This window comes from Acinetobacter sp. CAU_H_29a_1 (genome assembly GCF_058599505.1).
In genome coordinates, this window is record NZ_CM178655.1 from 2,711,822 (window position 1) to 2,733,178 (window position 21,357).

Consider the following 21,357-nt stretch of genomic DNA (forward strand, 5'->3'; position numbering starts at 1 on the left):
TAAAGCTACTCCGTACTAGTGGTTGGGTTTATTGGGATGCTTGAGTTAATTTTAATTAAAAAGCGAACAGTTTAAATATATAAAAGAGGATATTTATTAGATGCAAAATACAGAAATTTCATCGAAATCAGAGTTAAATGATAAGCTTGCTAAACTTGATAAAGAGTTGAATGATGCAAGGAAAGAAATTAAAACTCAAAAACTTTCCATGTCTATCGGTGAACTTTGCTCGTTATTTAAGAAAAAAGAGATTGTTTTAAATCCTAACTTTCAACGTGTATTTAGGTGGGATATCAATCAACAATCACGATTAATAGAATCAATATTACTTGGTATTCCATTGCCACCTATCTTTATCGCACAACAGGCTAATGCCAAATGGACGGTTGTTGATGGTTTACAAAGACTATCTACATTATTTAATATCGAAGGCCTTTTAGAATTTGACCAAGAAGATTCAATTAAACATGTCCTAAACAAAAAACATGAGATAATTGAACAAGATGATGAATTTTTAGATGTGGAGGAGGAAATTGAAGAGATATTACAAGTTGAAGAACATTTACAATTATTTCATTTTTCTGGACTAAAAAAAATAACTGAGTTAAATGGTTTAACTTGGCAACAATTGCCCCTTGATTACAGAAGAATAGTAAGAAGATCTTTTTTCGATATTAATATTATTTTTTTAGAAAATAATACAAAAGCTCAATATGAGTTATTTCAAAGACTAAATACTGGTGGTTCTGCACTAACACCGCAAGAGGTTCGTAATTGTATTATTATTATGAATGATATTAATTTTTTTAATCAAATAGATAATTATCGACTAAATACTAATTTCATTAAAATAACAAATTTAACTATTAAGCAAATGCAAGAAGCATATGATATGGAACTAATTAATAGGTTTATTATCTCTATTAATTATGATCAAATTAATTTTAATAATTACCCATACGATACTAAAATAAGTGATTTTATAGATAATGAAACATTAGAACTATTAGATAACCCCGATTTTAAAATTGATAATGCTATACTTTTGCTGCAAGAAGCAATTAATTTTCTTTATGAAACAATAGGAATTAATACATTTAAAAAGTATAATACAAAAAATCAACGATTTTATGGAAGTTTTAATTTAAGTGCATTTGAAGCAGTTTTAATTGGCATCGCAATCAATCTTGATAAGATTAAACAACTAGAAAAAAATCAAATTGAAGAGAAAATTAAGGATATTTATGCGCATGAAGATTATCTATATGCTTCTGGAAGAGGTATTAAAGTCTTAAATCGTTTTGAAAAATTAATCAAATTTTCTAAGGAGTATTTCTCCGAATGAGAATTGAAGACCTTGATAGTCAACTAGATAGCGAGTTGAGTTGGCGTAAAAAAGAGATTAGTAGCTTGAATTCAATTGCCTTAAATATTGATTCTCAATCAGATGATACGAATGATAAAGTATTATATACAACGGTAATGAAAACTTTATTTTTATTGCTTTATAGCCACTGGGAAGGTTTTGTAAAGAAAACATCTAAAATGTATCTTAAATATATTAATGAAGATAAGGTTGTAGCATCTGAGTTAACAAAAAATTTTACAGCTTTAATGTTAAAAAAAACCATTAACATATGCTCTGAAAAGGAGTCCCTACAGAGCCTAAGTATTAGCAATTATTTAGATTTTGTCGAACAACATGAAGGTAAGTTACGTAAAAAATTCAAGGTTGATGTTAAAGTAGATCAAGACTTTGATGATGGTTTCATTCAAACCTTTTCAAACTTAAACTACAAAAACTATAAAAATATAATCAATAGTTTAAATTTGCCGCTACATGATTTCTTCAATAATATAAATAATAAAATAGAAGTTGAAGATGTAAATGGTGAAATACAAAAAGTTGAATATTTGACTTACTTATTAGACTTTAATCTATTAATGTTAAGAAATTCTATCGCTCATGGGGGGAGTTCATTACCAGATTTATCGTTTGAAAACTATAGAATTCTTGAAGAAAAAATTTTATTTATAATGAATCAACATAAGTTAGATATTCAGGAGTTCTGCTACAAAAAATTCTATAAAAAAGCTAATTTTTTAATTATGAATGAGTATATTGCCTCCCAAAAGGTACTTGTCGATGAGTTCTTTACAAATATAGATAAGCAGACTAATGCTGCTGACTTTGAAGATGAAAATGAGGATAACATAATTCATCTTCAAGCTCCCCCATTAGAAATACTGGATTCAACTATGTAAAAATTAAAGGACATCCCGGTTACTTAATTAATTGGGATGTCTTTAATTACTTGTACCGTTAAATGCCTCAATCTAATTCTTTTATTAAGAAAGTCATTTGTCTTCTCTGCCCGTAAAATTTTTAAGAGTTTTTTACATTCAGCCAATGAGTTATTTTTAGGCTTTATAACTATTAGATGATTTTCTACTGCTACCATAGATTTTAGATTGATAATTGTTGCAGTTGCCCTATATTTATCTCCAGGGCTGGAGGTTCTTTTAATGATTACAAATGGTGGTGAGATTACTTTTCCTTGAAATCTCCTTGTCTCACTTATGTCTTCCAACACTTCCCATCCTGGAGTATTTTTGGAGTGAAAATAGGGATATTCACTACCCATCTCGATATCTCTATAGCCAACTAGTGGCCCAATACAAACATCAAACTTACTTGATAAAGCTTTATATTCCCCTAATTCCTCCTGCCACAAAATTGTTTTTTGACTTTCATCTGCGACAATTATTCCAGAAAGAATAAACACATCTACATCGGTTTTAGTATTAAACCTACCCCAAGGAATACATTTTGCAAACATATTGATAGAGCAGAAATTACGAAATAAACTATATCTACTTCCCGATCGTAAAACTTCTGGCAAAATGGCAACCACAACACAATTTTTTGGTAAAATTCTTAGAAAGAGATCAAAAACAATACCAGCAGCATTTATTTTTCCTTGTTTCCAATAGTTTTTATTGGGAGATTTCCAAATGGAGAATGGAGGATTCATTACCACATGAGTTATGCTCTTTAAGTCTGTCTTGGTAACTAATAGTGCATCCATTACTTTTATATTTTTAAAATATGATATAGCTTGCTCAATAGAACAATTTTTTTGCACGCCACGATTTAATGCTTCAATAATTAATCTTAGTTTGGTGGCTTCAATAAATGATTCGTGTATATCAAATCCCCACAAAATCCCCCCCCACTCCTCAAGTGTTTCACTTAATGTATCTCGCACACCAAGTTTTCTGGAGCACTCTATCAGTAAGTTCCCTGCCCCACATGTTGGATCCAAAACTCTTGAGTTTAAAGTTAAAGCTTTTTCAAATGAACTGATTGCTTTAGTTGCTAGCATCTGACCTGTAAAAAAACTTCCCGCCTCTCTCATTTGATCTAAAGTAAGGCACTCCCTTAAAACTGTATCTATAGAATCTAAATCTACAATGGAATTGATTGGCTCCAAGCAAGAATTATCAATTAGATTTCGAAGATTTTGATTATGAATGGAAAGTTGGTTCATCTTTGAATACTGCAGAAACTTGAACTATTTATACCACTTTTTTAACAAAAAAACTATATTTAAATTATTGAATATAAAAGATTTTTAAAAACAAAAAACTGCAGAAAAACAGTCTATTAGATATAGATTTTATAATGGCACTAGATTACAACAAAGACAATCTGAATATTCGGTACAATAAATAGCACCCTATTACTGAATATAAAAAATAAGATTAGTACTTGAAGACGAACCCACCCTGTGTGGGTTTTCTTTTGTCTATTAAAGCACATAAGTTTCCTTTAATGAATTTAATGTTTCCCTTGATAAACTTTTAATTGACATAAAAGTTTCCTTTGGTAAACTAAATCTCGTAAACAACAAAAAAGCCCAGCTACTTTAGACGGGAACTGGGCTTTGCAAACTTTGCGAGATCAATTATGAACAAAACCTTATCCCCTTTCAATACCATCAAGATATCTCTTGGTGTAGCGGCTGTAACAATAGGCGTGCTTAGCTGTGGATTTAAAACCTCCCCACAGGCTGCTCAACCTCTAGTTGCCAACGTAGCCCCATCCGAATATCAACTCCTTGCATTACGCATGACTGGTGATAACCACGGCGAAGCGATTATTCGTTTAGATGGTTTCCGTGTTACTGCACGTTTTGAAGTTGAGGCATTTGAAGACAGCTACGGCGTACCAGGTAGTGAATTCACCGCTGTAGACGTAACCAGCCTTGATGAAGTGACCGTTTCAGATGCCTTAGGCAATCCATACAGCGATTTCACAAACCACATCGACCATCAGAACTTCAATGCTCTTATTAAGGGTTATATCGAAAAACATCGTTTAGTGGAGGCAGGCTAATGACTACTTCTACTCAAAAGTTTTCCGAGTTCATCAGCCAAGATGACGAAGGCAACATTCGTATGCGTCTAGGCCATTCAACCTACTTTGAAAAAGGTCGCCATATCTATGTGGTCAATAAGGATGGTACCGAACAGTTAATCACGCTTGAGGTTCATGCTGCTAAACCTTGGATCCGTGAAAACTTTGAACGTGAACGAGCTTTCCAGCGTAAGAAGAACTTAGCAATCGCCCTACAACGTACACATATTCCACTTCGTGAACGACGTGAGTACAAACGTCGCGCAGGTTGGGTTGGTGCTCGATAGCAACCAATCCTCCCCTTTAAATAATGAATAGTGAGTAATGAATAATGAGTATTGCAACTTTAATCCTTGGCCAGTCTGGTACTGGCAAATCTACAAGCCTAAGAAACTTGGACCCGCGAAATGTGTTGTTAATTCAGGTAATCAAAAAGCCATTGCCGTTTCGTTCGCCTAATTGGAAATACATCACACCCGAAAATAAACAGGGTTCGATTTTGGTCTCTGATAACCCTCAATTCATCATTAATGTAATTAATGGATCTAAGCGCCCAATCATTATTATTGATGACTTTCAGTATGTTATGGCGAATGAGTTCATGCGTCGCAGTTCTGAAAAGAGCTTTGATAAGTTCACCGAAATCGGCCGCAATGCATGGGATGTGTTCAACGCAGCAATTAATGCCCATGACCATAAGCGCGTATACCTTTTAAGTCATACCGAAGAAGACGCTCAAGGTAAAACCAAGATCAAAACTATTGGGAAGATGCTAGACGAGAAAATCACTCTTGAGGGCATGGTAACCACTTGCCTTCAGACTGCGGTGATTAATGGTCAATACGTATTCCAGACTAAAAACAATGGCAATTCGACTGTTAAGTCCCCTGATGGCTTGTTTGAAACTGACCATATTGAAAACGATTTAAACCATGTGGATGTGGCGATTTGCGAATTCTATGGCATCCCGAACCCTCAAATTCAAACACAAGACCAATCTGCTTAATAACCTAAATTTAAACTTGGAGTAACACTCATGAATCAGCAATACAAACAATTTGGCTTTAACCCTGACTCAGCAAAGCAAGCAGACAGCAGTCTACGTATTGAAGAAGCTGGTAAATATGTTGGTGTGATTAAGCATATGGAATTTATCACAGCGAAATCAGGTACAACTGGTTTTGAAATTGAATTTGAAACAGACAATAAAGAATCTGCTTCATTTTCTATTTGGACCGAGAAAAAAGACGGTACTCCATTGGGTGGAGTTCACAAAATTAATGCACTGCTTGCTTGTGTTGGTGCTCGTGGTCTAACACCAACAAATGCACCTTTAGAGAAATACGACTTTGACGCTAAAGAGCGTATTACTAAAAATTGTGTAGTAGCCCCTGAAGTGGCTAACCAGCGTATTGGTTTTCTTCTGCAGCGTGAAAACTACCAAAATGACAACGGTGAATGGAAACACCAGATGAATTTCTTCTCTTGTTTTCACGCTCAAAGTGAGTTGATGGCCAAGGAAATTATTGAACGTAAAACTACACCTGAAGCACTACCAAAATCACTTGCTTCGCTTATGTCTAACCCTATCACGACACGTAAGCCTAAAAACAACAATGGTGGTGGCTACCAACAAAATAATGGTGGTGGTTATGGTGGAAGTAACCAGGGTTTTAACCAGAACAATGGTTACAACCAAGGCGGGTTTGATGGTTATTACGATGATGTGCCACCAGTGTTAGGTGCCAACCAGCAAGATGATTTTCCGTACTGAGGTTAATTGGCTAGGACTTACGCACTATTATTTATAGATTCTCTGTGGTAGCAGATGATTTTTATCGAGAATAAAGTCATCAATGAAGTTTTTGATAACTGGTCTAAATAATTTCTTCTGCCAACGATATACATTTTCAAAGATCCGCTCAAACTGGTTCTTTTGTATCTCGACGTAGGCCATCAAGGCTGAAAAAATATGATTCAAAATCAGTTTAGATCGTCTTACTTGAAACTTTTCAATATGACAAACCTGTTTAATCACCCGGTGATATTGCTCTATTTTCCAATGACTTGAATGTAATTCATGAAAACCCTCAAAGGACAATAAATCATCTTCATCTTGATGCACAATATAAAACCTCTGCTGTTCTTTTAACTGAGTCTTAAATAATTGTACAAAGCCAAAATCTTTGAGCCAGACCACTTGACCCTGATGGAAATTTGGCAATAAACGCAGTTGAAACCATTGTCCTTTTTCTGGGGAAACCTTACGGTTACAGTCGATACCAAACATAAATCGAATACCATATTTTCTTATGGTTTTTAGATTTCCAGTCGATGAATACCAACTATCACCTGTAATAAATTGAATCTTTGCACCCCAACTGAGTACTTCACTTAACATATCCATAAAGTAATCATTCTTGGTTTTACTTTCAGATTTGTCATAAATTCGGAAATTAATTGGAATATTTTGACCATTCTGATCTGTCGCATACAAGGTAATGAGATTAATACCCTTGACGGATCGGTGGTGTTTGCCTGACCAAAAATAGCTAACCAAGTCCATATGTTGACTATAGGGTTTATCTAAAACAGTATCATCAATACTGACTATAAGTTTATTATTATCAATATGTTGAATTGCTTCTTGATATAGGTCGTGAGGTGTGTAGTCTTCACGTTCTAGAAAGCGATTTACACTATCATGCGAGATGTTATAAGTCTCGGCAAGTTGTGTGCAGCTAATAGAGTTCGGTTCTGTCATGAGAAAGCCCATATAAATGGGTAATGTACAAGTTGCTGTAGAAGCATGTTTAATTCGTCTGATCACAGATACTTTATAAAGTATTTTAATACTTTTTTGAATCCGTCAATGCGTAAGTCCTATTGGCTATGAATGCATTGATTTTAGACACTGAAACTCACGACTTGAATGGTTACCCAATTGAGATTGCTTACGCACCTTGCTCTTTTGAGCAAGGGGTGTTGGTAATCAACCAAGGGGAAGTTTTTGATGAGTACTTCTCATGCCCTGAGCCTATCGCTCTGGGTGCTTTAGCAACGCACCACATTCTTGAAACTGATATTGCTGAAAAGCCAAGCTTTGATACCTTCAAGATGCCTCAAGGTGTTCAATACCTGATTGGCCACAATATTGATTATGACATTACAGCTATTCAGAAATGCCAGCCAGACTTCACTGTCAAAGGAATTTGCACATTGGCTTTATGTCGCATGGTATGGCCTGAATTGCCACACACATTAGGCGCTATGTACTACCACGTTATGGATGATTTGGAGCTTGCACGTAAACACCTTCGACATGCCCACAACGCTAAAGCAGACATCTATTTCACTGGTGTAATTCTAAAAACATTAGTAGAGCAGCTGGGCATTAAAGACATGAACTCTCTGTACATCATGTCAGAAACTGCCCGTATACCGAAGTACATAACTTTTGGAAAGCATAAAGGCACAGCGATTAAAGACCTTGATCCAAGTTATGTAACTTGGTTACTACGTCAAGATGACTTAGATCCTTACCTCCGTAAAGCATTGGTGACTCTATGAACACTCCTAAATTATACATCTGGACATATAAAGCAAAAGTTCAAGGCGGTCGCGGTTTTATCCGTGGCCGTGTTGAAGCTCCAAACGGCTTTCAAGCTGAACAGGAAATTAAGCGCAACAATCTAATGGTTGATGCAGTTTTAAACGTGAAAATTGATCGTTCTGTAAATGCTCGTTTATATGCTTTTGAACCTTGGCAGGAGCTTGCAGCATGAATAATCAGTTTGCTGTTATCAATTCCAAAGCATTACCTCGTTATTCAGTTTCCGAACTTGGTAAAGAAAAACTTTGTATTCATTGTGGTGATTACTGGCCTTTAACTAATGAATTTTGGTTTTTCCAAAAGCGCACTTCAAGAAATGGATTTGTATTAAGAGCCACTGGTGCATGCAAGGGTTGTTACATAGAGAAATATAAACCTGAACGCCTAAAAACCAATAAGCAGACCATTAAATCTATTTATGAGCTTGGAAATAAGGAGGTTGCAGCATGAAAAAACAAGTTGTCAAAAATAAAAACGCACTTGGCTTAAAACTTTGGGTGAAGTTGCTTGGCTATAAAATCAAAGATTTAGCGGGTCAAGGATTCACAGCGCGGTTAGAAGATCGTGAGCTAATGAAGCAGATCAAAAAGTCGCATCATTATGTGCTAGTTACCGATGAGTTGGGCGGGAACAAGGCAGCGTATGAGCTTGGTGCAGAATATGAAATGCATTTGTGCTGCCCTGCTATATCCGATGAATCGAGTCAAAAATTGGCTGAAATTGTGGCTAATCAAATAATGAAGGTGGCGTGATGGGAGATAACAAACTAGAGCCAGCTGAAATTGTGCGCAGTGAAATGGGAACTTGGACACATCCAGTTTATTCAAAATACATGAATGAGCATCTGGAAAACGAAGAATACGTAAGTCGTGAAGAGTGGGAAAAATTTAAAAGCCACTTTGGTGTAGACACTGTGATGTTCTGGATGGAGAGCCTTGTTAATTCTGATGATTGGGAAATCATGATGGATGATTGTGATATCACCAAGTGGGACCCGATTGCACCAAACGGCTTTTTCTTAATTGATATCAATTTTAGTGAAGATGATGCCTATGCCGTTTTCGCTCGAAATAAACGTGAATGCGAGGTGGCGTGATGGAAGTGCATGAAAAGCGAAAACTTTTAGAAGCGATTGATATTTTGATAAAGCGCCCTGCTCAAGCTGATGAAACAACATTAGGTAATGCAATTGGTTATTTCACAAAGCTTGTGGAAGATTTAACTCAAGGTCAAATAACCTTGCTTCCAGTGCAAAAACAGCAATTAAAAAATGCTATTGAAGAAATAGCTTAATAAAGATTTAGAGCAATTATTTGCGCAATTTCCACAATAAATCAGGATTTTGCGCAGATGTTTGCTCAGTGAGGTGAAGTGATGGATGTTCAAAAACAAGATGATTTAATCAAAGAGGCTTTTGAAATTGAAGCAGAGGAAATTGGTTTCTGCTTAGATCAATTATGGGGAGATTATGAAAACCCTTATGAAAACAGTGATACTGCCCTAGCGTTTAATTTGTTTAAAAAAGGTTGGTTAGCCAAAGCCCAAGCGGTGCCTGAAGGATTTGTTTTGGTACCGAAAGAGCCGACGGATAAAACGATTGCCCGCATGATCAACACACCCATTGAGGTTAATTTGCTTTGCGATCATGCAGATATTTTTCTTTCTGAAGGTGAGGCTTATATAGCTTACCAAGCCATGATCGAAGCACAGGAGCCAACCAATGACTAAAATTGATTTAAGACGTGGTGATTTTGAAGGGATGCACCCAAAAGCAAAACTGTTTGGCTTTGATGAAGATAAAAAGCTATACACCGGAGATGGTGTTGAGAGCATTAACCACCAGTGGACGACTTGGTGCGCATGTATTGGCATGTTGCACTTGGAGATGGAGCCAGCCAATGACTGAAATTCTAGAAATCGCAAAAGACTTTGCTGAGGACTTGGCTCCGCATGTAATCAGTCAGACTGGCACAGTCAAAACATTTACAGCTGAGCAAGTATCTGCGCTTTATCATATCGCTGTTGATTTTTGGATGCGAAAAGAAGAAGCCAGTGTTGATGTGGAGCTGCCGATTGGTGTGGTGAAGAGTTTGGGAGAGGTGTCGTGAAACTTTATGAGGCAAAACACCCCTACTACTGCGAATCTCAAAATTATTTTCAGCGAATGGATTCACCTACTGAAACTTATTTTAGATTTGATTGCTGGGAAGATTTCCATAAGGAAGCAAAGGATTGGGATGATGATTGGAATTATTTATTCAGATGGGATTGGGAGTCTGAATGGATTGATGAAGATAGCGGATATGAATCAATACCCGAACATCTCAAGCTGTACTTTTTTAGGCAGCGCAAAGGCTTCCATGTGACTATGCATATTAATGTGACTAAAGAAGATGAGCCTCGAATCAAAGAATACTTAATTCAAAAGTCAAAAAATTTAAAGGCTACATGGTTTCCTATTTTGAACAGTGATGAAGAAATCAAAGCAGGTAAAAGATTGGAGGTGAAATGATGGGAGCATTGCAGTTTTCAACTTATGACTACTTGTTTTTAAAGCATCGCTCAGTTGTTGTGAAGTTGCTTGATGTCGCGGATGAGTATTACCCATCCCTAAAAAAAGCAACCGTGCATCAAATGGCGACTGAAAACAAGTTTCCCTTTCCAGTGTTCAAATTAGATCAAAAAAGCCGTACAGCGCCATATTTCGTAAACTTGCGGGATTTGGCAGATGCGCTAGACAAAGAGCATCAAAGCGCATCAAAAGACTTTGCTACATTTCACCAATGATCTGTAGCAGGTCATCCAATTGCAAAATGTTTGCCCTCTTTTTTACTGACACATATCGCTCAAGACTGCTCCATGTGTCGTGTAATGTGACTTGCTGTATTTGTGGAATAGTTAAGCCACTTTCGGCAAGTCGTGTTGCTCCCTCATGTCTTAAATCGTGAAATCTAAAGTCGCTCATACCTAAAATATGGCACGACTGGTTAAACTCGGACGCTATAGCAACAGCAGATAGTGGTACAAGTAAATCACTATCACCACCCATTCTTAGCATTCTCGCTCTTGTGTCATCCTGCATTAAAAGCTCAATGATTTTTTGACACTCTGGAAGCATATTAAAATGCTTGTGATTTCCTTTTGAGCCATTGGGGTTTTTTAAATCTCGAACCATCCATGATTGATGTTCTTTATCGTAATCGCTTAACCGTATTCGGGTTATCTCTGCTTGTCGCCTGCATGAGAAAATAGCGAATAAGACTATCAGGTGCATCGGGTATGCTGTGCGTCCGCGATTCCACTTATCAAGGTAGTGCAGCAACAGGTTTTTTAATTCGGTATTTGATAGCAGTCGATCCCGCTTGTCTGATTTCTTGATCTGACGTGTCTTTCTGAGTTGCAGGCAGGCATTATTAAATTCATTCAAATTGACATTAATACGCCACATCACAGAAGCATGGGTCAAGATGGATTTAATGTTTTGAAGCTCATTTAAGATGGTTGATGGTAGGACTGGATCAAGACCTAATTTGCTATAACCTTTCTTTCGTAAGGCCACATGTTCAGAAACATGGGTAGCATTGATTTGCTCTAAATGCACTCTAGCAATAGGCAGCTTCGCAATTAAATCAAGCGACCTGTTTTTAGTGCGACCAAATTCATCACCGACTTCTTCTTTGTATTTCGCAATGGCAGCAGCAATCGTCATTGACTTATTATTGATACCGAGCAAAATATCAGGATTGTCTGCTATCTCTTGCTCACGCTTATTGAGCCAGTTTGAAGCAGTGCGCATGGTTCCGAAAGTTTTACTTTCCCTGTGTTCAGGCAAACCAGAGCGTTTAATGCGTATTTCAGCACGATAACGAATGACACCGCTGACGCTTTTGCGCTGTGTGATTGTTCCCATTTTTACGCCATTTAATGTTTTTCTCAGATGGCGTAAATTATGGCGTAATTCGATATGCTTTAATACTCGTTAATCTGCATTAATCGTTATTAATCGACAAGAGAGTTATTAAATTAAAGTACTGTAATTTATAATAAAATACATAAGATATTGATAGTTAAAAGATATTTAGCATTTACATTGATGTGATGCAGGACTGGATTAATGAACATGCTTGGGGCTCAACATGGCAACGTGAAGGTGTTTTACCGCGTAAATATCGCTCGTTAATTACCATTGCATTTTTGACGGCACAAAAGAGTCCAACTGAGCTGAAAGGCCATGTTCGTGGTGCGTTGAATAACGGTGCAACGGTTGAAGAAATTCAAGAAGTCCTTTTACACAGTTTGCCTTATTGCGGCGCACCTGCGACTCAAGAGGCGTTCCGCGCTGCGCTCGAAGTGATTCAGGAATATCAAAGCAATTCATAAATAGATTTAGCGCCTATACAAAAGCGTCTTTTACAGTCGCATGGCGCGATTCATCTGGTTTGGCTATGCAGCATTTTTTGCCTAGCCAAACCATTTCAATTAGAAGGCTTTGGTCACACTCATGCCAACGCTCAAGTTTCGACCATCGGCAGGTTCAAAGAAGCGACTATTGCCGTCATTCACAATCACTGAGCCAACATAGTTACGGTCAAACAGGTTATCGACTCGGGCATAGCTGTTTACTTTCCAGTCACGGTTTACCCATAAATAGCCGACATTTGCAGCCACAACGGTATAACTTGGTGCAGTATCTGAGTTGATATCATCGACATAAATTTTATCCATATAGCGTGCTTCTAAGCCTGCTTGAAAGCCCTGCTCTGGCTGCCATGCAATACGAGTAAACACTTGGTTTTTGGCAATCCCGGGAATCTTATTTCCTTTATTAATGGCTTTAGCATAAGGTTTTGTTGAATCATCCGGATTCGCTATTTCTGCTGTATAACTATCAAATTCAGCATCGATATAACTAAAGCTCGATTGTATGTTGAGCTCTTTCCAAATCTTTTGTTGCCATGAAAGCTCTAAACCTTGTCGTGTGGTTTGATCTGCATTACGAAAAGTCGCACGACCATCACGTGTTCCCGCTGTCACTATATCGTTTTCTGTATCTGTCTGGAAAATAGCAAAAGTGAAGAGCCCGAATGGATTCTGCGCCTTTAGACCCAGCTCATAGTTATCACTACTTGCTGCTTTTAACGCAAAATTCATACCCGATTTCGAAGTATCAGTGTTATAAGCCATTTCAGTAAAGGTTGGTGTTTCAAAGCCTTTGCCATAACTGGCATAGGCATAAAGTTCAGGTAAAATTTCCCAGCCTAAAGCCACAGAAGGCAATAATTTCTGATAATCCGTTGAACCACTGTCATCGCCATTTTTATCAATGATGTAATGGTCTTCCGACTCATAATGCACATTACTATAGCGTAAGCCTGTATCAAGATGCCACGTAGGTAAGAACTGCCATGAGGCCTGCACATAAGGATCTAAATTCCACAGGGTATTCTTTTCATCACGGCGTACCGCACCTTTTATCCCAAATATATTTTGCTCGTTATAATTATTATAACCTTTACGGTCTTCAACCATCCGGTCTAAAGCCACACCTGCAACCAAGGTTGTATTCGGTAAAACTTCTTTCCCTGTCCAACGGAAGTCCGCACCATAATAATCTCGGTCAAAGTCAATTACGCCACCTGCATGGCGAGGATTAAGTTGTGAAGAGTTTGGTATACATTCCCCTGTAACTTTATTTATCCCACATTTAGGAATTGACTGATATTGTACGACCTGTCGGTTGCCCAAATAGAACATGCTATATAGCTCTTGCTGATCATTCAGCGGCTTAGTCCACGTCAGTCCTGTTTGGGTTTGTTCAATTTCTTTACGGACATTATAGGTATTTTTGCTGTCATTGACTTGTTTTGGATTGGCTTTCCACTGCTCATGCTTTAGACCTTGTGGGTCGTCGGCATCAATATCGACACGGTTCATCACCCAGTTGATTTTACTGCCATCCTCTAAGTTCCATGTCAGTTTGGCATTATTCAGTACTTTTTGCGCTGCACTATGGTCTCGAAAACCATCGGTATCAAAATAAGAGGAACTAATCACATAAGCGGGTTGATTGGCCTGTTCAGAACCCCCTTGTAATTGGATATTGGCTTGTTGCTTATGGTGGCTGCCTGCATTGAGTCCCACTTGAATTGAGTCTTTCCCTTGTCCTTCTTTGGTCTCAGCCAAGATGGTTCCACCTGATGAGTTACCATATAAAGATGAAAATGGCCCTGTCAGCACTTCGATGTGATCCAAACTATTGAGGTCAATATTGGAACTTTGCCCTTGACCATCAGGCATGGTCGCAGGAATACCATCGACATACATCCGAATGCCACGCACGCCAAAAGCCGAACGAGCGCCAAAGCCACGCATCGAAATCTGTAAGTCTTGCGCATAGTTTTCGCGGTTATTAATTTGTAAGCCTGCAACCCCTTGTAATACTTCGGATAGGTTCACATTGGCATTGTTTTGTACTGTAGCCGCTTGGACTTTTTGAATGGATGCAGAAGTCGATAACAACTCGCTATCGGTATGTACCGCTTGGACGGTGATGACAGGAAGTTGATATTCTGTCGCTTCTGCATAAGCATGCATAGATTGTAAAATAACCGCAGTCAATAAGGCTTGTTTAAAAGGCGCAGGCATCAAATAAGTTAATCGCACAATATTTCCTTGCTTGTTATTACCATAAAAATGGGAAGCCTATCATCTCGACAGGCTTCCCATACAATAAAACGTTTTAATCGGCTAAGCTATACGCAACCACATAATCACCATGATCAGGCGACTGGCGTGCCCCACCTGCGGAAATGACCACATATTGCTTGCCTGTTTTTGGAGAAATGTAGCTCATCGGTGTACCTTGGCTACCTACAGGTAAACGCGCTTTCCATAACTCTTCACCATTAGATGAATTGAAGGCGCGCAAGTAGAAGTCTTGTGTTGCAGCAAAGAACACTAAACCACCTTGAGTCGCCATTGGGCCACCAATGGTTGGCATACCAATCGGCGCTTTTAAGCCCATTTTAATACCCATTGGACCAGTATCTTCAACCGTACCTAAAGGCACCTGCCAGGCCACTTGACGGGTTTTCATATCAATCGCCGTCATGGTTCCGAAAGGTGGTTTTTGACATGGAATGCCCAATACCGACATAAAGCGGTTTTTATTCACTTTATACGGTGTACCTTTCATTGGCACTGCGCCCATACCTGTGTTGACCTTCTCTCCGCCACTGGCTTCAAGTTTTAAGTCTTCAGGCGTTTGTTTAATCAGCTGAATCCACAGACCTAGGCGCATGTCGTTGACAAACATATAACGATGCGTTGGGTCAAATGCGATACTGCCCCAGTTCATCCCACCCAGCGAACCCGGAAAACTTAAAGATATATCAGAACCCGGTGCTGTAAAGAGACCTTCATAACGCATCGATTTAAAGTTAATACGACACATCAACTGGTCAAATGGCGTTGCGCCCCACATGTCCGATTCAGTCAAAGTTTGATTGTCAATCTGTGGCATTTCAACTGAACGTGGCTGAGTTGCACTGTATTGCTCATCAGGAATATCTGCAGCTTTTACAGGTTGCTCAACCACTTTGGTTAAAGGCTTGCCTGTCACACGGTCGAGTACAAAGAACTGACCTGACTTGGTGCCAATGACGACAGCAGGTTTGGTTTGCCCATTTTGCATCGGAAAATCGACCAAGCTTGGCTGCATGGGTAAATCGAAGTCCCAAAGATCATTGTGAACGGTTTGATAAACCCACTTTTCTTTACCTGTGGTTGCATCCAAAGCCAAAACAGAAGAATTGTACTTATGATCGACAGGTTGACGATTTCCGCCCCAGACATCAACCGATGAACTTCCCATCGGTAAAAACACCGTGTTCATTTGTGGGTCATAGGACATTGCCGCCCAAGAGTTAGCTGAACTACGTTTGTAGATTTCACCCGGTTTGAGGACATAGTTTGGATTTGGGTTACGTGGATCAAAAGCCCAGCGTAGCTGTCCAGTAATCACGTCATAGGCACGAATCACACCACCCGGCATATCGACTGCAAAGTTGTCAGCAATACGACTCCCGACAATGATGCTGGTGCCTGCAATGGTTGGCGCCGAAGTCACTTCAAAACGAGGCGCTTGCGTGCCCGCACCTAGACCCTCCAGTAAGTTCACCGTTCCATCGACACCAAAGTCTTTACAGCGTTCGCCTGTATCTGCATTGACTGCAATTAAACGACCGTCAGGTGTATTGGTATAAACACGACGTGGACATGCGGTATTGTTTGCCACCGCTGTCACCGCACTTGCACCTGCTAAAGTCGGTTGTACCAAGGCTTGGGTCGAGTCAAAGTAACCCACACCACGGCAACGCTCCCAAGCATCGGCTTTTGAGTTCACTTCAGCCTTACAGATTTGTTTATCTGCATCTAAAGCAATGATGTTGTTATGCGGTGTACATAAAAAGACTTTATCACCCACCTGTAAAGGCGTGAGCTGGTCTTCTGCACCATTACCCGTACCTGTGGTCATGTCACCCGTTTGGAAACGCCAAGCTTCTTTTAGCTTAGATACGTTATTCCGGTTAATTTGATCAAGCGCAGCAAAACGACTACCGCCTGCATCACTGCCGTAGTGATCCCAATTCACTTGCTGTTTACTTGGTTCCACTGGTACAAGTGGCAATTCTTGACCCGATGCTTCAACGGTTGGATGTGGAATAAACATGCCATACAAACCACCGAGCATACCTAACACCGTTAAACCACCTAAGGCATAAGCGGGTGCTGAAGGCGCAATTTGAAATTGGTACTTACGAATAGCAGGTAAAGGGCTTTGTTGCACAAACCTATCTGTAAAGGGTTTTTCAGCGATATAATTTTCAAATGAAGAAGCCTACACACAAAATCTACCGCACAACCAATTGGCCCGCATATAACCGAGCACTCATGAGTCGCGGAAATATTGCCATTTGGTTTGATCCTGCTACGCAATGGTATGCGCCATCAAAAGGCAAACAAGGGCGAAATCAAACCTACTCCGACGCAGCCATCCAATGCTGCTTAATGATTAAATCCTTATTCCGTCTGTCTTTACGTATGGTCACTGGCTTTGTGCAAAGTCTGATTAAACTTTGCGGATTAAATTGGATAGCTCCAGATTACACCACGCTTTGTAGAAGACAAAAGCATATTGATATTGTAATCAGCTACCAAAAAAGTAGCGATGGGCTGCATCTACTCATGGACTCTACAGGCATGAAGTTTCTAGGTGAGGGCGAATGGAAACGCAAGAAACATGGACCTGAATATCGTCGCCAATGGCGTAAACTTCATATTGGTATAGATGCTAAAACCCTACAAATACGAGCAGTTCAGCTTACAACCAATAATGTCAGTGATTCACAGGTGCTTGGTGATTTACTTAATCAGATTCCACAAGATGAGCAGATTAACTCTGTTTATACCGATGGAGCTTATGACACCAAGCAATGCCGTCAGGTCATTGCAGATCGGCAAGGGCATGCGGTGATTCCACCTAGAAAAAATGCGAAACAATGGAAAGATACAAAGAGTAGCTCGCTAGAGCGAAATGAATTACTTCGAACAATTAAAAGTTTAGGCAGGACACTATGGAAAAAATGGTCAGGCTATCATCGTCGAAGTTTGGTTGAAACTAAGATGCATTGCATCAAATTATTAGGAGATAAACTCAGTGCAAGGAGTTTTGATAGCCAAGTGAATGAGATCCATGCACGTGTAGCAGTCCTTAACAGATTTACGGAATTAGGTCGACCACTTACCCAAGTTACGCCTTAAATTTGGCTCAATTAGGGGCGCTTTGCATTTCAAATCTTTGTGCAACAAAGCCTCTCATAACTATAAGTTTCAGGGTCAGACTAATGTTAGATATTACAATATCTTAAAATAAATCCCCCAATAATACTCCCCCATCTATACGCCCAAAAAAAATCAGCCTTGAATGGGCAAGGCTGATTCTTTAACTGATGGTTGCGGGGTTATCTTAAACAGATAAGTCCACGCACAAATATTTCATTTCGAGATATTCGTCGATACCAAATTTAGAACCTTCACGACCTAAGCCAGACTGCTTCACACCTCCAAACGGAGCCACTTCATTTGAAATCGCGCCCGTGTTGATGCCAACCATACCGTACTCAAGCGCTTCACCAACACGCCACTGACGCGCGGTATTTTGCGTAAATAGGTAAGTTGCCAGACCAAACTCAGTGTCATTGGCCATTTGCACTGCTTCTTCTTCTGTTTTAAAACGGAACAAGGGTGCCAATGGACCAAAGGTTTCTTCTTTCGCGACTTTCATCTCTTGCGTCACTTCGGTTAAAAGTGTCGGTTCAAAGAAAGTACCACCCAAGCTTGAACGTTGGCCACCGGTTTTAACCTGCGCACCTTTGCTAATGGCATCGGCAATATGCGATTGTACTTTTTCAATCGCGGCTTCATCAATCAACGGGCCTTGGGTTGAAGTCTCAACTCGGCCATCACCCACTTTTAAGTTCGCTACAGCAACTGCCAGTTTTTCAACCAAGGCATCGTAAATACCGTCTTGTACATAAATACGGTTGGCACATACACAGGTCTGTGCGCTATTGCGGAACTTGCTGGCCATAATGCCTTGTACCGCTTGCTCAAGATTGGCATCATCAAACACCAAAACAGGTGCATTACCACCTAATTCTAAAGACAGTTTTTTGATGGTTGGTGCACATTGTTGCATCAAGATACGACCAACTTGGGTTGAACCAGTGAAGCTCAACTTTTTCACCGTGTCGCTTTCACACAAGGCTTTACCCACTTCGCTTGAGACACCGCTGATGTGTAATAACACGTCTTGTGGCAAACCCGCGCGTAGCGCTAACACTTCTAAAGCATAAGCCGTTAAAGGCGTTTGCTCAGCAGGTTTCACGATCATTGAGCAACCCGCTGCAATTGCAGGTGCTGCTTTACGTGTGATCATCGCCGCTGGGAAGTTCCACGGCGTAATCGCAGCAGTCACCCCAATCGCCTGTTTGATCACCAACAAACGCTGGTTCGGCAGTGTTGGTGTTAAAACTTCACCATCGATACGACGCGCTTGTTCTGCAAACCAACGAATAAATGAAGCAGCATAGCCAATTTCACCACGTGCTTCAGCCAAAGGCTTACCTTGTTCAGCAGTCAAAATCTGAGCCAATGACTCTTTATTTTCCTGCATCAAATCAAACCAAGCCCAAAGTACATCAGCACGTTGTAGCGCTGTTTGCGCTTTCCACGCAGTTTGTGCCTTTTGAGAACGAGCAATCACTTGCTCAACTGACGCGCGGTCATGGGATTTCACCCATGCCAAAGTGTCATGTGTTGCCGCATCTTTGACTTCGATGTAACCGCCATTTTCAGGCACATCAAAACGAATATCTGGATGCTGTAATAAATCTTTATATTGCGCTTGAAGCATGGTCATTACTCTTCAATTATGCTGCAGCAGAAAGTGCAAAACCTTGTTTTAAAATGTTTAAGCCAGCACGGAATTGTTCTGCAGGAATCGTTAAAGGATATAAGAAACGGATCACATTACCATAACGACCACAGGTCAAAATAAGCAAGCCATTTTGCATTGCATAGTTTTGAATTGCTTTCGCTTGATCCGCCGTTTCCAACTCAATCGCGACCATCGAACCCAACGCACGAATTTCTTGGACTGTAGACGAAGACTGTTTCAGTTCATTCAGAACTTCAACCAACTCTGCGCCCAATACATTTGCACGTTCGCAAAGGCCTTCTTCTTCAATCACGTCTAGTACGGCATGTGCAGAAGCTACAGCCACTGGATTACCTGCATAAGTACCACCTAGACCACCTGGGTTCGGTGCATCCATCACTTCAGCACGGCCAACCACACCAGAGATTGGGAAACCACCACCAAGACTTTTCGCCATAGTGATTAAGTCCGCTTTGGTCTCGTAGTGATCCATGGCAAATAACTTACCAGTACGCGCAAAACCTGTCTGTACTTCATCTGCAATAATCAAAATACCGTGTTGATCACACAGCGCACGTAAACGCTTTAAGAATTCAGCAGGAACAACGTTGAAACCGCCTTCACCTTGCACAGGTTCAAGTACAATAGCGGCTACATCATGTGCCGCAATATCTTCTGCAAAAATGTCTTCAATGCTTTCAATCGCAATATCTACAGTAATGCCTTTTGACTCTACTGGGTAGCGTGCATGGAAAACACCTGAAGGCATCACACCAAAGTCACGTTTGTACGGTGCAGTTTTACCCGTCATTGCCATCGTCATAAATGAACGACCGTGGAAACCGTTACCAAAAGTCACAATGCCGTGACGACCTGTATAGCAACGTGCAATTTTCACTGCATTTTCAACAGCTTCAGCACCTGTAGAGAAGAATGTTGTTTTCGCTTCACCAGCAATTGGCGCACGTGCATTAATACGTTCAGCCAAAGAAACATAAATTTCATACGGTACAACTTGGTACGCGGTATGGGTGAATTTAGTCAATTGTTCAGTAACAGCAGCAATAATTTTAGGATGACGGTGACCTGTATTGAGTACCGCAATACCCCCAGCGAAGTCAGTATATTGATTTCCTTCAGCATCCCAAATGGTAGAATTTTCTGCTTTCTCCGCATACCATTGACACATGACACCAACGCCACGAGGAGTCGCTTTTAGTTTACGTGCGTTCAGTGCAGAGTGTTTACTGTCCATTTTGTATCCTCATTCTTGATTCATACATTTATAAAATTTCAGCGTCCCGATCATGCTTTTTGCTGATATACAAAGGACGTGGGGTTTATTGCATTTTGCGCTTTTATTGGCACTAGACGAGAGCCACTTCTCATCAGACAGATGGAGCCAATTCACCCGACCCCTTTATAACCATTTTCCATATAAAATATTTATTTATTAAAAATTAATAACTTAAAAAATATAAATTTAGAAAAGGCATACTTATACAAGAGGGCCATTACGGTATTCAACCGAATCACCCCAAATGCTAAAGAAGCCCAAAATTCAGCAAATGACTATGCCAACATAGAAACCACTTATGTCCTTCTTTAGGCTTTTCTAATTGTATTTTCAAGCCGTTGTATTCGATTATGTAAATCATCTAAAAAAACTTTTGCTTTGGATGCGACTTGTGTATATTTCCAGCCCCTTAGTCGCGGGCATTTGCTCCCAACGTCTACAAGTGAAATGCTTTACAACGGCTGCCTGACGAGATAATTTTGCATTTATGGTAATCGCTCACGAAAAGCCATTTTAATATTGTAGGA

At 39.7% G+C, this 21,357-nt stretch carries 24 protein-coding genes and 2 pseudogenes; 19 read left to right on the forward strand and 7 right to left on the reverse strand.

Going from position 1 to position 21,357, the window contains the following annotated elements; translation table 11 throughout:
- Positions 1-100 precede the first annotated feature (100 nt).
- Both AC4MDD_RS13690 and AC4MDD_RS13695 read left to right on the forward strand, forming a co-directional pair.
- Positions 101-1,345 carry a GmrSD restriction endonuclease domain-containing protein gene (locus tag AC4MDD_RS13690; RefSeq protein ID WP_279742707.1) on the forward strand — a complete coding sequence of 415 codons (1,245 nt, stop codon included), beginning with the start codon at positions 101-103 and terminating at the stop codon, positions 1,343-1,345.
- Positions 1,342-2,265 (forward strand): MAE_28990/MAE_18760 family HEPN-like nuclease, encoded by a 924-nt coding sequence (locus AC4MDD_RS13695; protein WP_279742706.1) that lies wholly within the window; start codon positions 1,342-1,344, stop codon positions 2,263-2,265. Before AC4MDD_RS13690 ends, AC4MDD_RS13695 begins: the two co-directional genes overlap by 4 nt.
- Before the next feature lie 23 nt (positions 2,266-2,288).
- On the opposite strand, the gene AC4MDD_RS13700 is transcribed toward AC4MDD_RS13695, so the two are convergent.
- Positions 2,289-3,551 carry an N-6 DNA methylase gene (locus AC4MDD_RS13700; RefSeq protein WP_279742705.1) on the reverse strand — a complete coding sequence of 421 codons (1,263 nt, stop codon included), beginning with the start codon at positions 3,549-3,551 and terminating at the stop codon, positions 2,289-2,291.
- Positions 3,552-4,132: 581 nt separating this feature from the next.
- On the opposite strand from AC4MDD_RS13700, the gene AC4MDD_RS13705 reads away from it, so the two are divergent.
- From AC4MDD_RS13705 to AC4MDD_RS13720, 4 genes are read left to right on the forward strand one after another with little or no spacing between them, the layout of a single operon-like run.
- Positions 4,133-4,399 (forward strand): hypothetical protein, encoded by a 267-nt coding sequence (locus tag AC4MDD_RS13705; protein WP_491881866.1) that lies wholly within the window; start codon positions 4,133-4,135, stop codon positions 4,397-4,399.
- On the forward strand, positions 4,399-4,707 hold the full coding sequence (locus AC4MDD_RS13710) for a hypothetical protein (protein WP_491881867.1): 309 nt from the start codon (positions 4,399-4,401) through the stop codon (positions 4,705-4,707). Before AC4MDD_RS13705 ends, AC4MDD_RS13710 begins: the two co-directional genes overlap by 1 nt.
- A 44-nt stretch (positions 4,708-4,751) precedes the next feature.
- Positions 4,752-5,426, forward strand: a complete 675-nt coding sequence (locus AC4MDD_RS13715) for a hypothetical protein (protein ID WP_058869364.1) — start codon at positions 4,752-4,754, stop codon at positions 5,424-5,426.
- Between the two features lie 30 nt (positions 5,427-5,456).
- Entirely contained in the window at positions 5,457-6,194 is a 738-nt protein-coding gene (locus AC4MDD_RS13720) for a hypothetical protein (RefSeq protein WP_130234750.1), read from the forward strand.
- A gap of 27 nt (positions 6,195-6,221) precedes the next feature.
- Here AC4MDD_RS13720 and AC4MDD_RS13725 read toward each other — a convergent pair whose 3' ends face one another.
- Positions 6,222-7,250 (reverse strand): IS701 family transposase, encoded by a 1,029-nt coding sequence (locus tag AC4MDD_RS13725; protein WP_007116247.1) that lies wholly within the window; start codon positions 7,248-7,250, stop codon positions 6,222-6,224.
- 62 nt (positions 7,251-7,312) lie between these two features.
- Here AC4MDD_RS13725 and AC4MDD_RS13730 point away from each other — a divergent pair, with 62 nt between their 5' ends.
- The 11 genes from AC4MDD_RS13730 to AC4MDD_RS13780 all read left to right on the forward strand — a co-directional run bounded on the left by AC4MDD_RS13730 (position 7,313) and on the right by AC4MDD_RS13780 (position 10,820).
- A complete protein-coding gene (locus AC4MDD_RS13730) occupies positions 7,313-7,990 on the forward strand; it encodes a 3'-5' exonuclease (protein WP_491881868.1) in 678 nt (225 codons plus the stop codon).
- Entirely contained in the window at positions 7,987-8,205 is a 219-nt protein-coding gene (locus AC4MDD_RS13735) for a hypothetical protein (RefSeq protein WP_428871395.1), read from the forward strand. The genes AC4MDD_RS13730 and AC4MDD_RS13735 overlap by 4 nt, the downstream gene beginning before the upstream one ends.
- Complete coding sequence (locus tag AC4MDD_RS13740; protein WP_491881869.1) at positions 8,202-8,483, forward strand: hypothetical protein; 282 nt, start codon at positions 8,202-8,204, stop codon at positions 8,481-8,483. The genes AC4MDD_RS13735 and AC4MDD_RS13740 overlap by 4 nt, the downstream gene beginning before the upstream one ends.
- Positions 8,480-8,785 (forward strand): response regulator, encoded by a 306-nt coding sequence (locus AC4MDD_RS13745; RefSeq protein WP_308954791.1) that lies wholly within the window; start codon positions 8,480-8,482, stop codon positions 8,783-8,785. Before AC4MDD_RS13740 ends, AC4MDD_RS13745 begins: the two co-directional genes overlap by 4 nt.
- Positions 8,785-9,129, forward strand: coding sequence for a hypothetical protein (locus AC4MDD_RS13750; RefSeq protein ID WP_491881870.1), 345 nt, complete (start codon positions 8,785-8,787; stop codon positions 9,127-9,129). The genes AC4MDD_RS13745 and AC4MDD_RS13750 overlap by 1 nt, the downstream gene beginning before the upstream one ends.
- On the forward strand, positions 9,129-9,326 hold the full coding sequence (locus AC4MDD_RS13755; protein ID WP_104852049.1) for a hypothetical protein: 198 nt from the start codon (positions 9,129-9,131) through the stop codon (positions 9,324-9,326). Before AC4MDD_RS13750 ends, AC4MDD_RS13755 begins: the two co-directional genes overlap by 1 nt.
- An 81-nt stretch (positions 9,327-9,407) precedes the next feature.
- On the forward strand, positions 9,408-9,761 hold the full coding sequence (locus tag AC4MDD_RS13760) for a hypothetical protein (RefSeq protein ID WP_491881871.1): 354 nt from the start codon (positions 9,408-9,410) through the stop codon (positions 9,759-9,761).
- On the forward strand, positions 9,754-9,939 hold the full coding sequence (locus AC4MDD_RS13765; RefSeq protein WP_491881872.1) for a hypothetical protein: 186 nt from the start codon (positions 9,754-9,756) through the stop codon (positions 9,937-9,939). The genes AC4MDD_RS13760 and AC4MDD_RS13765 overlap by 8 nt, the downstream gene beginning before the upstream one ends.
- Complete coding sequence (locus AC4MDD_RS13770; protein WP_491881873.1) at positions 9,932-10,141, forward strand: hypothetical protein; 210 nt, start codon at positions 9,932-9,934, stop codon at positions 10,139-10,141. Before AC4MDD_RS13765 ends, AC4MDD_RS13770 begins: the two co-directional genes overlap by 8 nt.
- Positions 10,138-10,545 carry a hypothetical protein gene (locus AC4MDD_RS13775; RefSeq protein ID WP_491881874.1) on the forward strand — a complete coding sequence of 136 codons (408 nt, stop codon included), beginning with the start codon at positions 10,138-10,140 and terminating at the stop codon, positions 10,543-10,545. Before AC4MDD_RS13770 ends, AC4MDD_RS13775 begins: the two co-directional genes overlap by 4 nt.
- Positions 10,542-10,820, forward strand: coding sequence for a pyocin activator PrtN family protein (locus AC4MDD_RS13780; protein WP_491881875.1), 279 nt, complete (start codon positions 10,542-10,544; stop codon positions 10,818-10,820). The genes AC4MDD_RS13775 and AC4MDD_RS13780 overlap by 4 nt, the downstream gene beginning before the upstream one ends.
- Here the strand turns inward: AC4MDD_RS13780 and AC4MDD_RS13785 are convergent.
- Complete coding sequence (locus AC4MDD_RS13785; RefSeq protein ID WP_491881876.1) at positions 10,804-11,943, reverse strand: tyrosine-type recombinase/integrase; 1,140 nt, start codon at positions 11,941-11,943, stop codon at positions 10,804-10,806. The genes AC4MDD_RS13780 and AC4MDD_RS13785 overlap by 17 nt on opposite strands.
- 188 nt (positions 11,944-12,131) lie before the next feature.
- Between AC4MDD_RS13785 and AC4MDD_RS13790 the strand changes: the two are divergent.
- Positions 12,132-12,413, forward strand: a pseudogene (locus tag AC4MDD_RS13790) (carboxymuconolactone decarboxylase family protein); the annotation flags it as partial.
- Between the two features lie 99 nt (positions 12,414-12,512).
- On the opposite strand, the gene AC4MDD_RS13795 reads toward AC4MDD_RS13790, so the two are convergent.
- Positions 12,513-14,678, reverse strand: coding sequence for a TonB-dependent receptor domain-containing protein (locus AC4MDD_RS13795; protein ID WP_491882625.1), 2,166 nt, complete (start codon positions 14,676-14,678; stop codon positions 12,513-12,515).
- A 94-nt stretch (positions 14,679-14,772) separates the two neighbouring features.
- Positions 14,773-16,866: pseudogene (locus tag AC4MDD_RS13800) on the reverse strand (membrane-bound PQQ-dependent dehydrogenase, glucose/quinate/shikimate family); the annotation flags it as partial.
- 56 nt (positions 16,867-16,922) lie between these two features.
- On the opposite strand from AC4MDD_RS13800, the gene AC4MDD_RS13805 reads away from it, so the two are divergent.
- Positions 16,923-17,855: an IS5 family transposase gene (locus tag AC4MDD_RS13805; protein WP_490792120.1), complete on the forward strand. Its 933-nt coding sequence runs from the start codon at positions 16,923-16,925 to the stop codon at positions 17,853-17,855.
- Positions 17,856-18,060: 205 nt separating this feature from the next.
- Here AC4MDD_RS13805 and AC4MDD_RS13810 read toward each other — a convergent pair whose 3' ends face one another.
- Positions 18,061-19,509, reverse strand: a complete 1,449-nt coding sequence (locus tag AC4MDD_RS13810; protein WP_491882626.1) for an NAD-dependent succinate-semialdehyde dehydrogenase — start codon at positions 19,507-19,509, stop codon at positions 18,061-18,063.
- A 16-nt stretch (positions 19,510-19,525) separates the two neighbouring features.
- A complete protein-coding gene (gene gabT, locus AC4MDD_RS13815) occupies positions 19,526-20,788 on the reverse strand; it encodes a 4-aminobutyrate--2-oxoglutarate transaminase (protein ID WP_491881877.1) in 1,263 nt (420 codons plus the stop codon).
- Positions 20,789-21,357: the final 569 nt, after the last annotated feature.

What these genes read in the sequence shown, in the direction of transcription:
- AC4MDD_RS13705 (WP_491881866.1), top strand. Translation starts at nt 4,133, where the DNA reads ATGACTGGTGATAACCACGGCGAAGCGATTATTCGTTTAGATGGTTTC.
- AC4MDD_RS13730 (WP_491881868.1), top strand. Translation starts at nt 7,313, where the DNA reads ATGAATGCATTGATTTTAGACACTGAAACTCACGACTTGAATGGTTAC.
- AC4MDD_RS13780 (WP_491881875.1), top strand. Translation starts at nt 10,542, where the DNA reads ATGATGGGAGCATTGCAGTTTTCAACTTATGACTACTTGTTTTTAAAG.
- AC4MDD_RS13765 (WP_491881872.1), top strand. Translation starts at nt 9,754, where the DNA reads ATGACTAAAATTGATTTAAGACGTGGTGATTTTGAAGGGATGCACCCA.
- AC4MDD_RS13755 (WP_104852049.1), top strand. Translation starts at nt 9,129, where the DNA reads ATGGAAGTGCATGAAAAGCGAAAACTTTTAGAAGCGATTGATATTTTG.
- gabT (WP_491881877.1), bottom strand. Translation starts at nt 20,788, where the DNA reads ATGGACAGTAAACACTCTGCACTGAACGCACGTAAACTAAAAGCGACT.
- AC4MDD_RS13805 (WP_490792120.1), top strand. Translation starts at nt 16,923, where the DNA reads ATGAAGAAGCCTACACACAAAATCTACCGCACAACCAATTGGCCCGCA.
- AC4MDD_RS13690 (WP_279742707.1), top strand. Translation starts at nt 101, where the DNA reads ATGCAAAATACAGAAATTTCATCGAAATCAGAGTTAAATGATAAGCTT.
- AC4MDD_RS13750 (WP_491881870.1), top strand. Translation starts at nt 8,785, where the DNA reads ATGGGAGATAACAAACTAGAGCCAGCTGAAATTGTGCGCAGTGAAATG.
- AC4MDD_RS13785 (WP_491881876.1), bottom strand. Translation starts at nt 11,943, where the DNA reads ATGGGAACAATCACACAGCGCAAAAGCGTCAGCGGTGTCATTCGTTAT.
- AC4MDD_RS13740 (WP_491881869.1), top strand. Translation starts at nt 8,202, where the DNA reads ATGAATAATCAGTTTGCTGTTATCAATTCCAAAGCATTACCTCGTTAT.
- AC4MDD_RS13720 (WP_130234750.1), top strand. Translation starts at nt 5,457, where the DNA reads ATGAATCAGCAATACAAACAATTTGGCTTTAACCCTGACTCAGCAAAG.
- AC4MDD_RS13795 (WP_491882625.1), bottom strand. Translation starts at nt 14,678, where the DNA reads ATGCCTGCGCCTTTTAAACAAGCCTTATTGACTGCGGTTATTTTACAA.
- AC4MDD_RS13745 (WP_308954791.1), top strand. Translation starts at nt 8,480, where the DNA reads ATGAAAAAACAAGTTGTCAAAAATAAAAACGCACTTGGCTTAAAACTT.
- AC4MDD_RS13715 (WP_058869364.1), top strand. Translation starts at nt 4,752, where the DNA reads ATGAGTATTGCAACTTTAATCCTTGGCCAGTCTGGTACTGGCAAATCT.
- AC4MDD_RS13700 (WP_279742705.1), bottom strand. Translation starts at nt 3,551, where the DNA reads ATGAACCAACTTTCCATTCATAATCAAAATCTTCGAAATCTAATTGAT.
- AC4MDD_RS13760 (WP_491881871.1), top strand. Translation starts at nt 9,408, where the DNA reads ATGGATGTTCAAAAACAAGATGATTTAATCAAAGAGGCTTTTGAAATT.
- AC4MDD_RS13770 (WP_491881873.1), top strand. Translation starts at nt 9,932, where the DNA reads ATGACTGAAATTCTAGAAATCGCAAAAGACTTTGCTGAGGACTTGGCT.
- AC4MDD_RS13735 (WP_428871395.1), top strand. Translation starts at nt 7,987, where the DNA reads ATGAACACTCCTAAATTATACATCTGGACATATAAAGCAAAAGTTCAA.
- AC4MDD_RS13710 (WP_491881867.1), top strand. Translation starts at nt 4,399, where the DNA reads ATGACTACTTCTACTCAAAAGTTTTCCGAGTTCATCAGCCAAGATGAC.
- AC4MDD_RS13810 (WP_491882626.1), bottom strand. Translation starts at nt 19,509, where the DNA reads ATGCTTCAAGCGCAATATAAAGATTTATTACAGCATCCAGATATTCGT.
- AC4MDD_RS13695 (WP_279742706.1), top strand. Translation starts at nt 1,342, where the DNA reads ATGAGAATTGAAGACCTTGATAGTCAACTAGATAGCGAGTTGAGTTGG.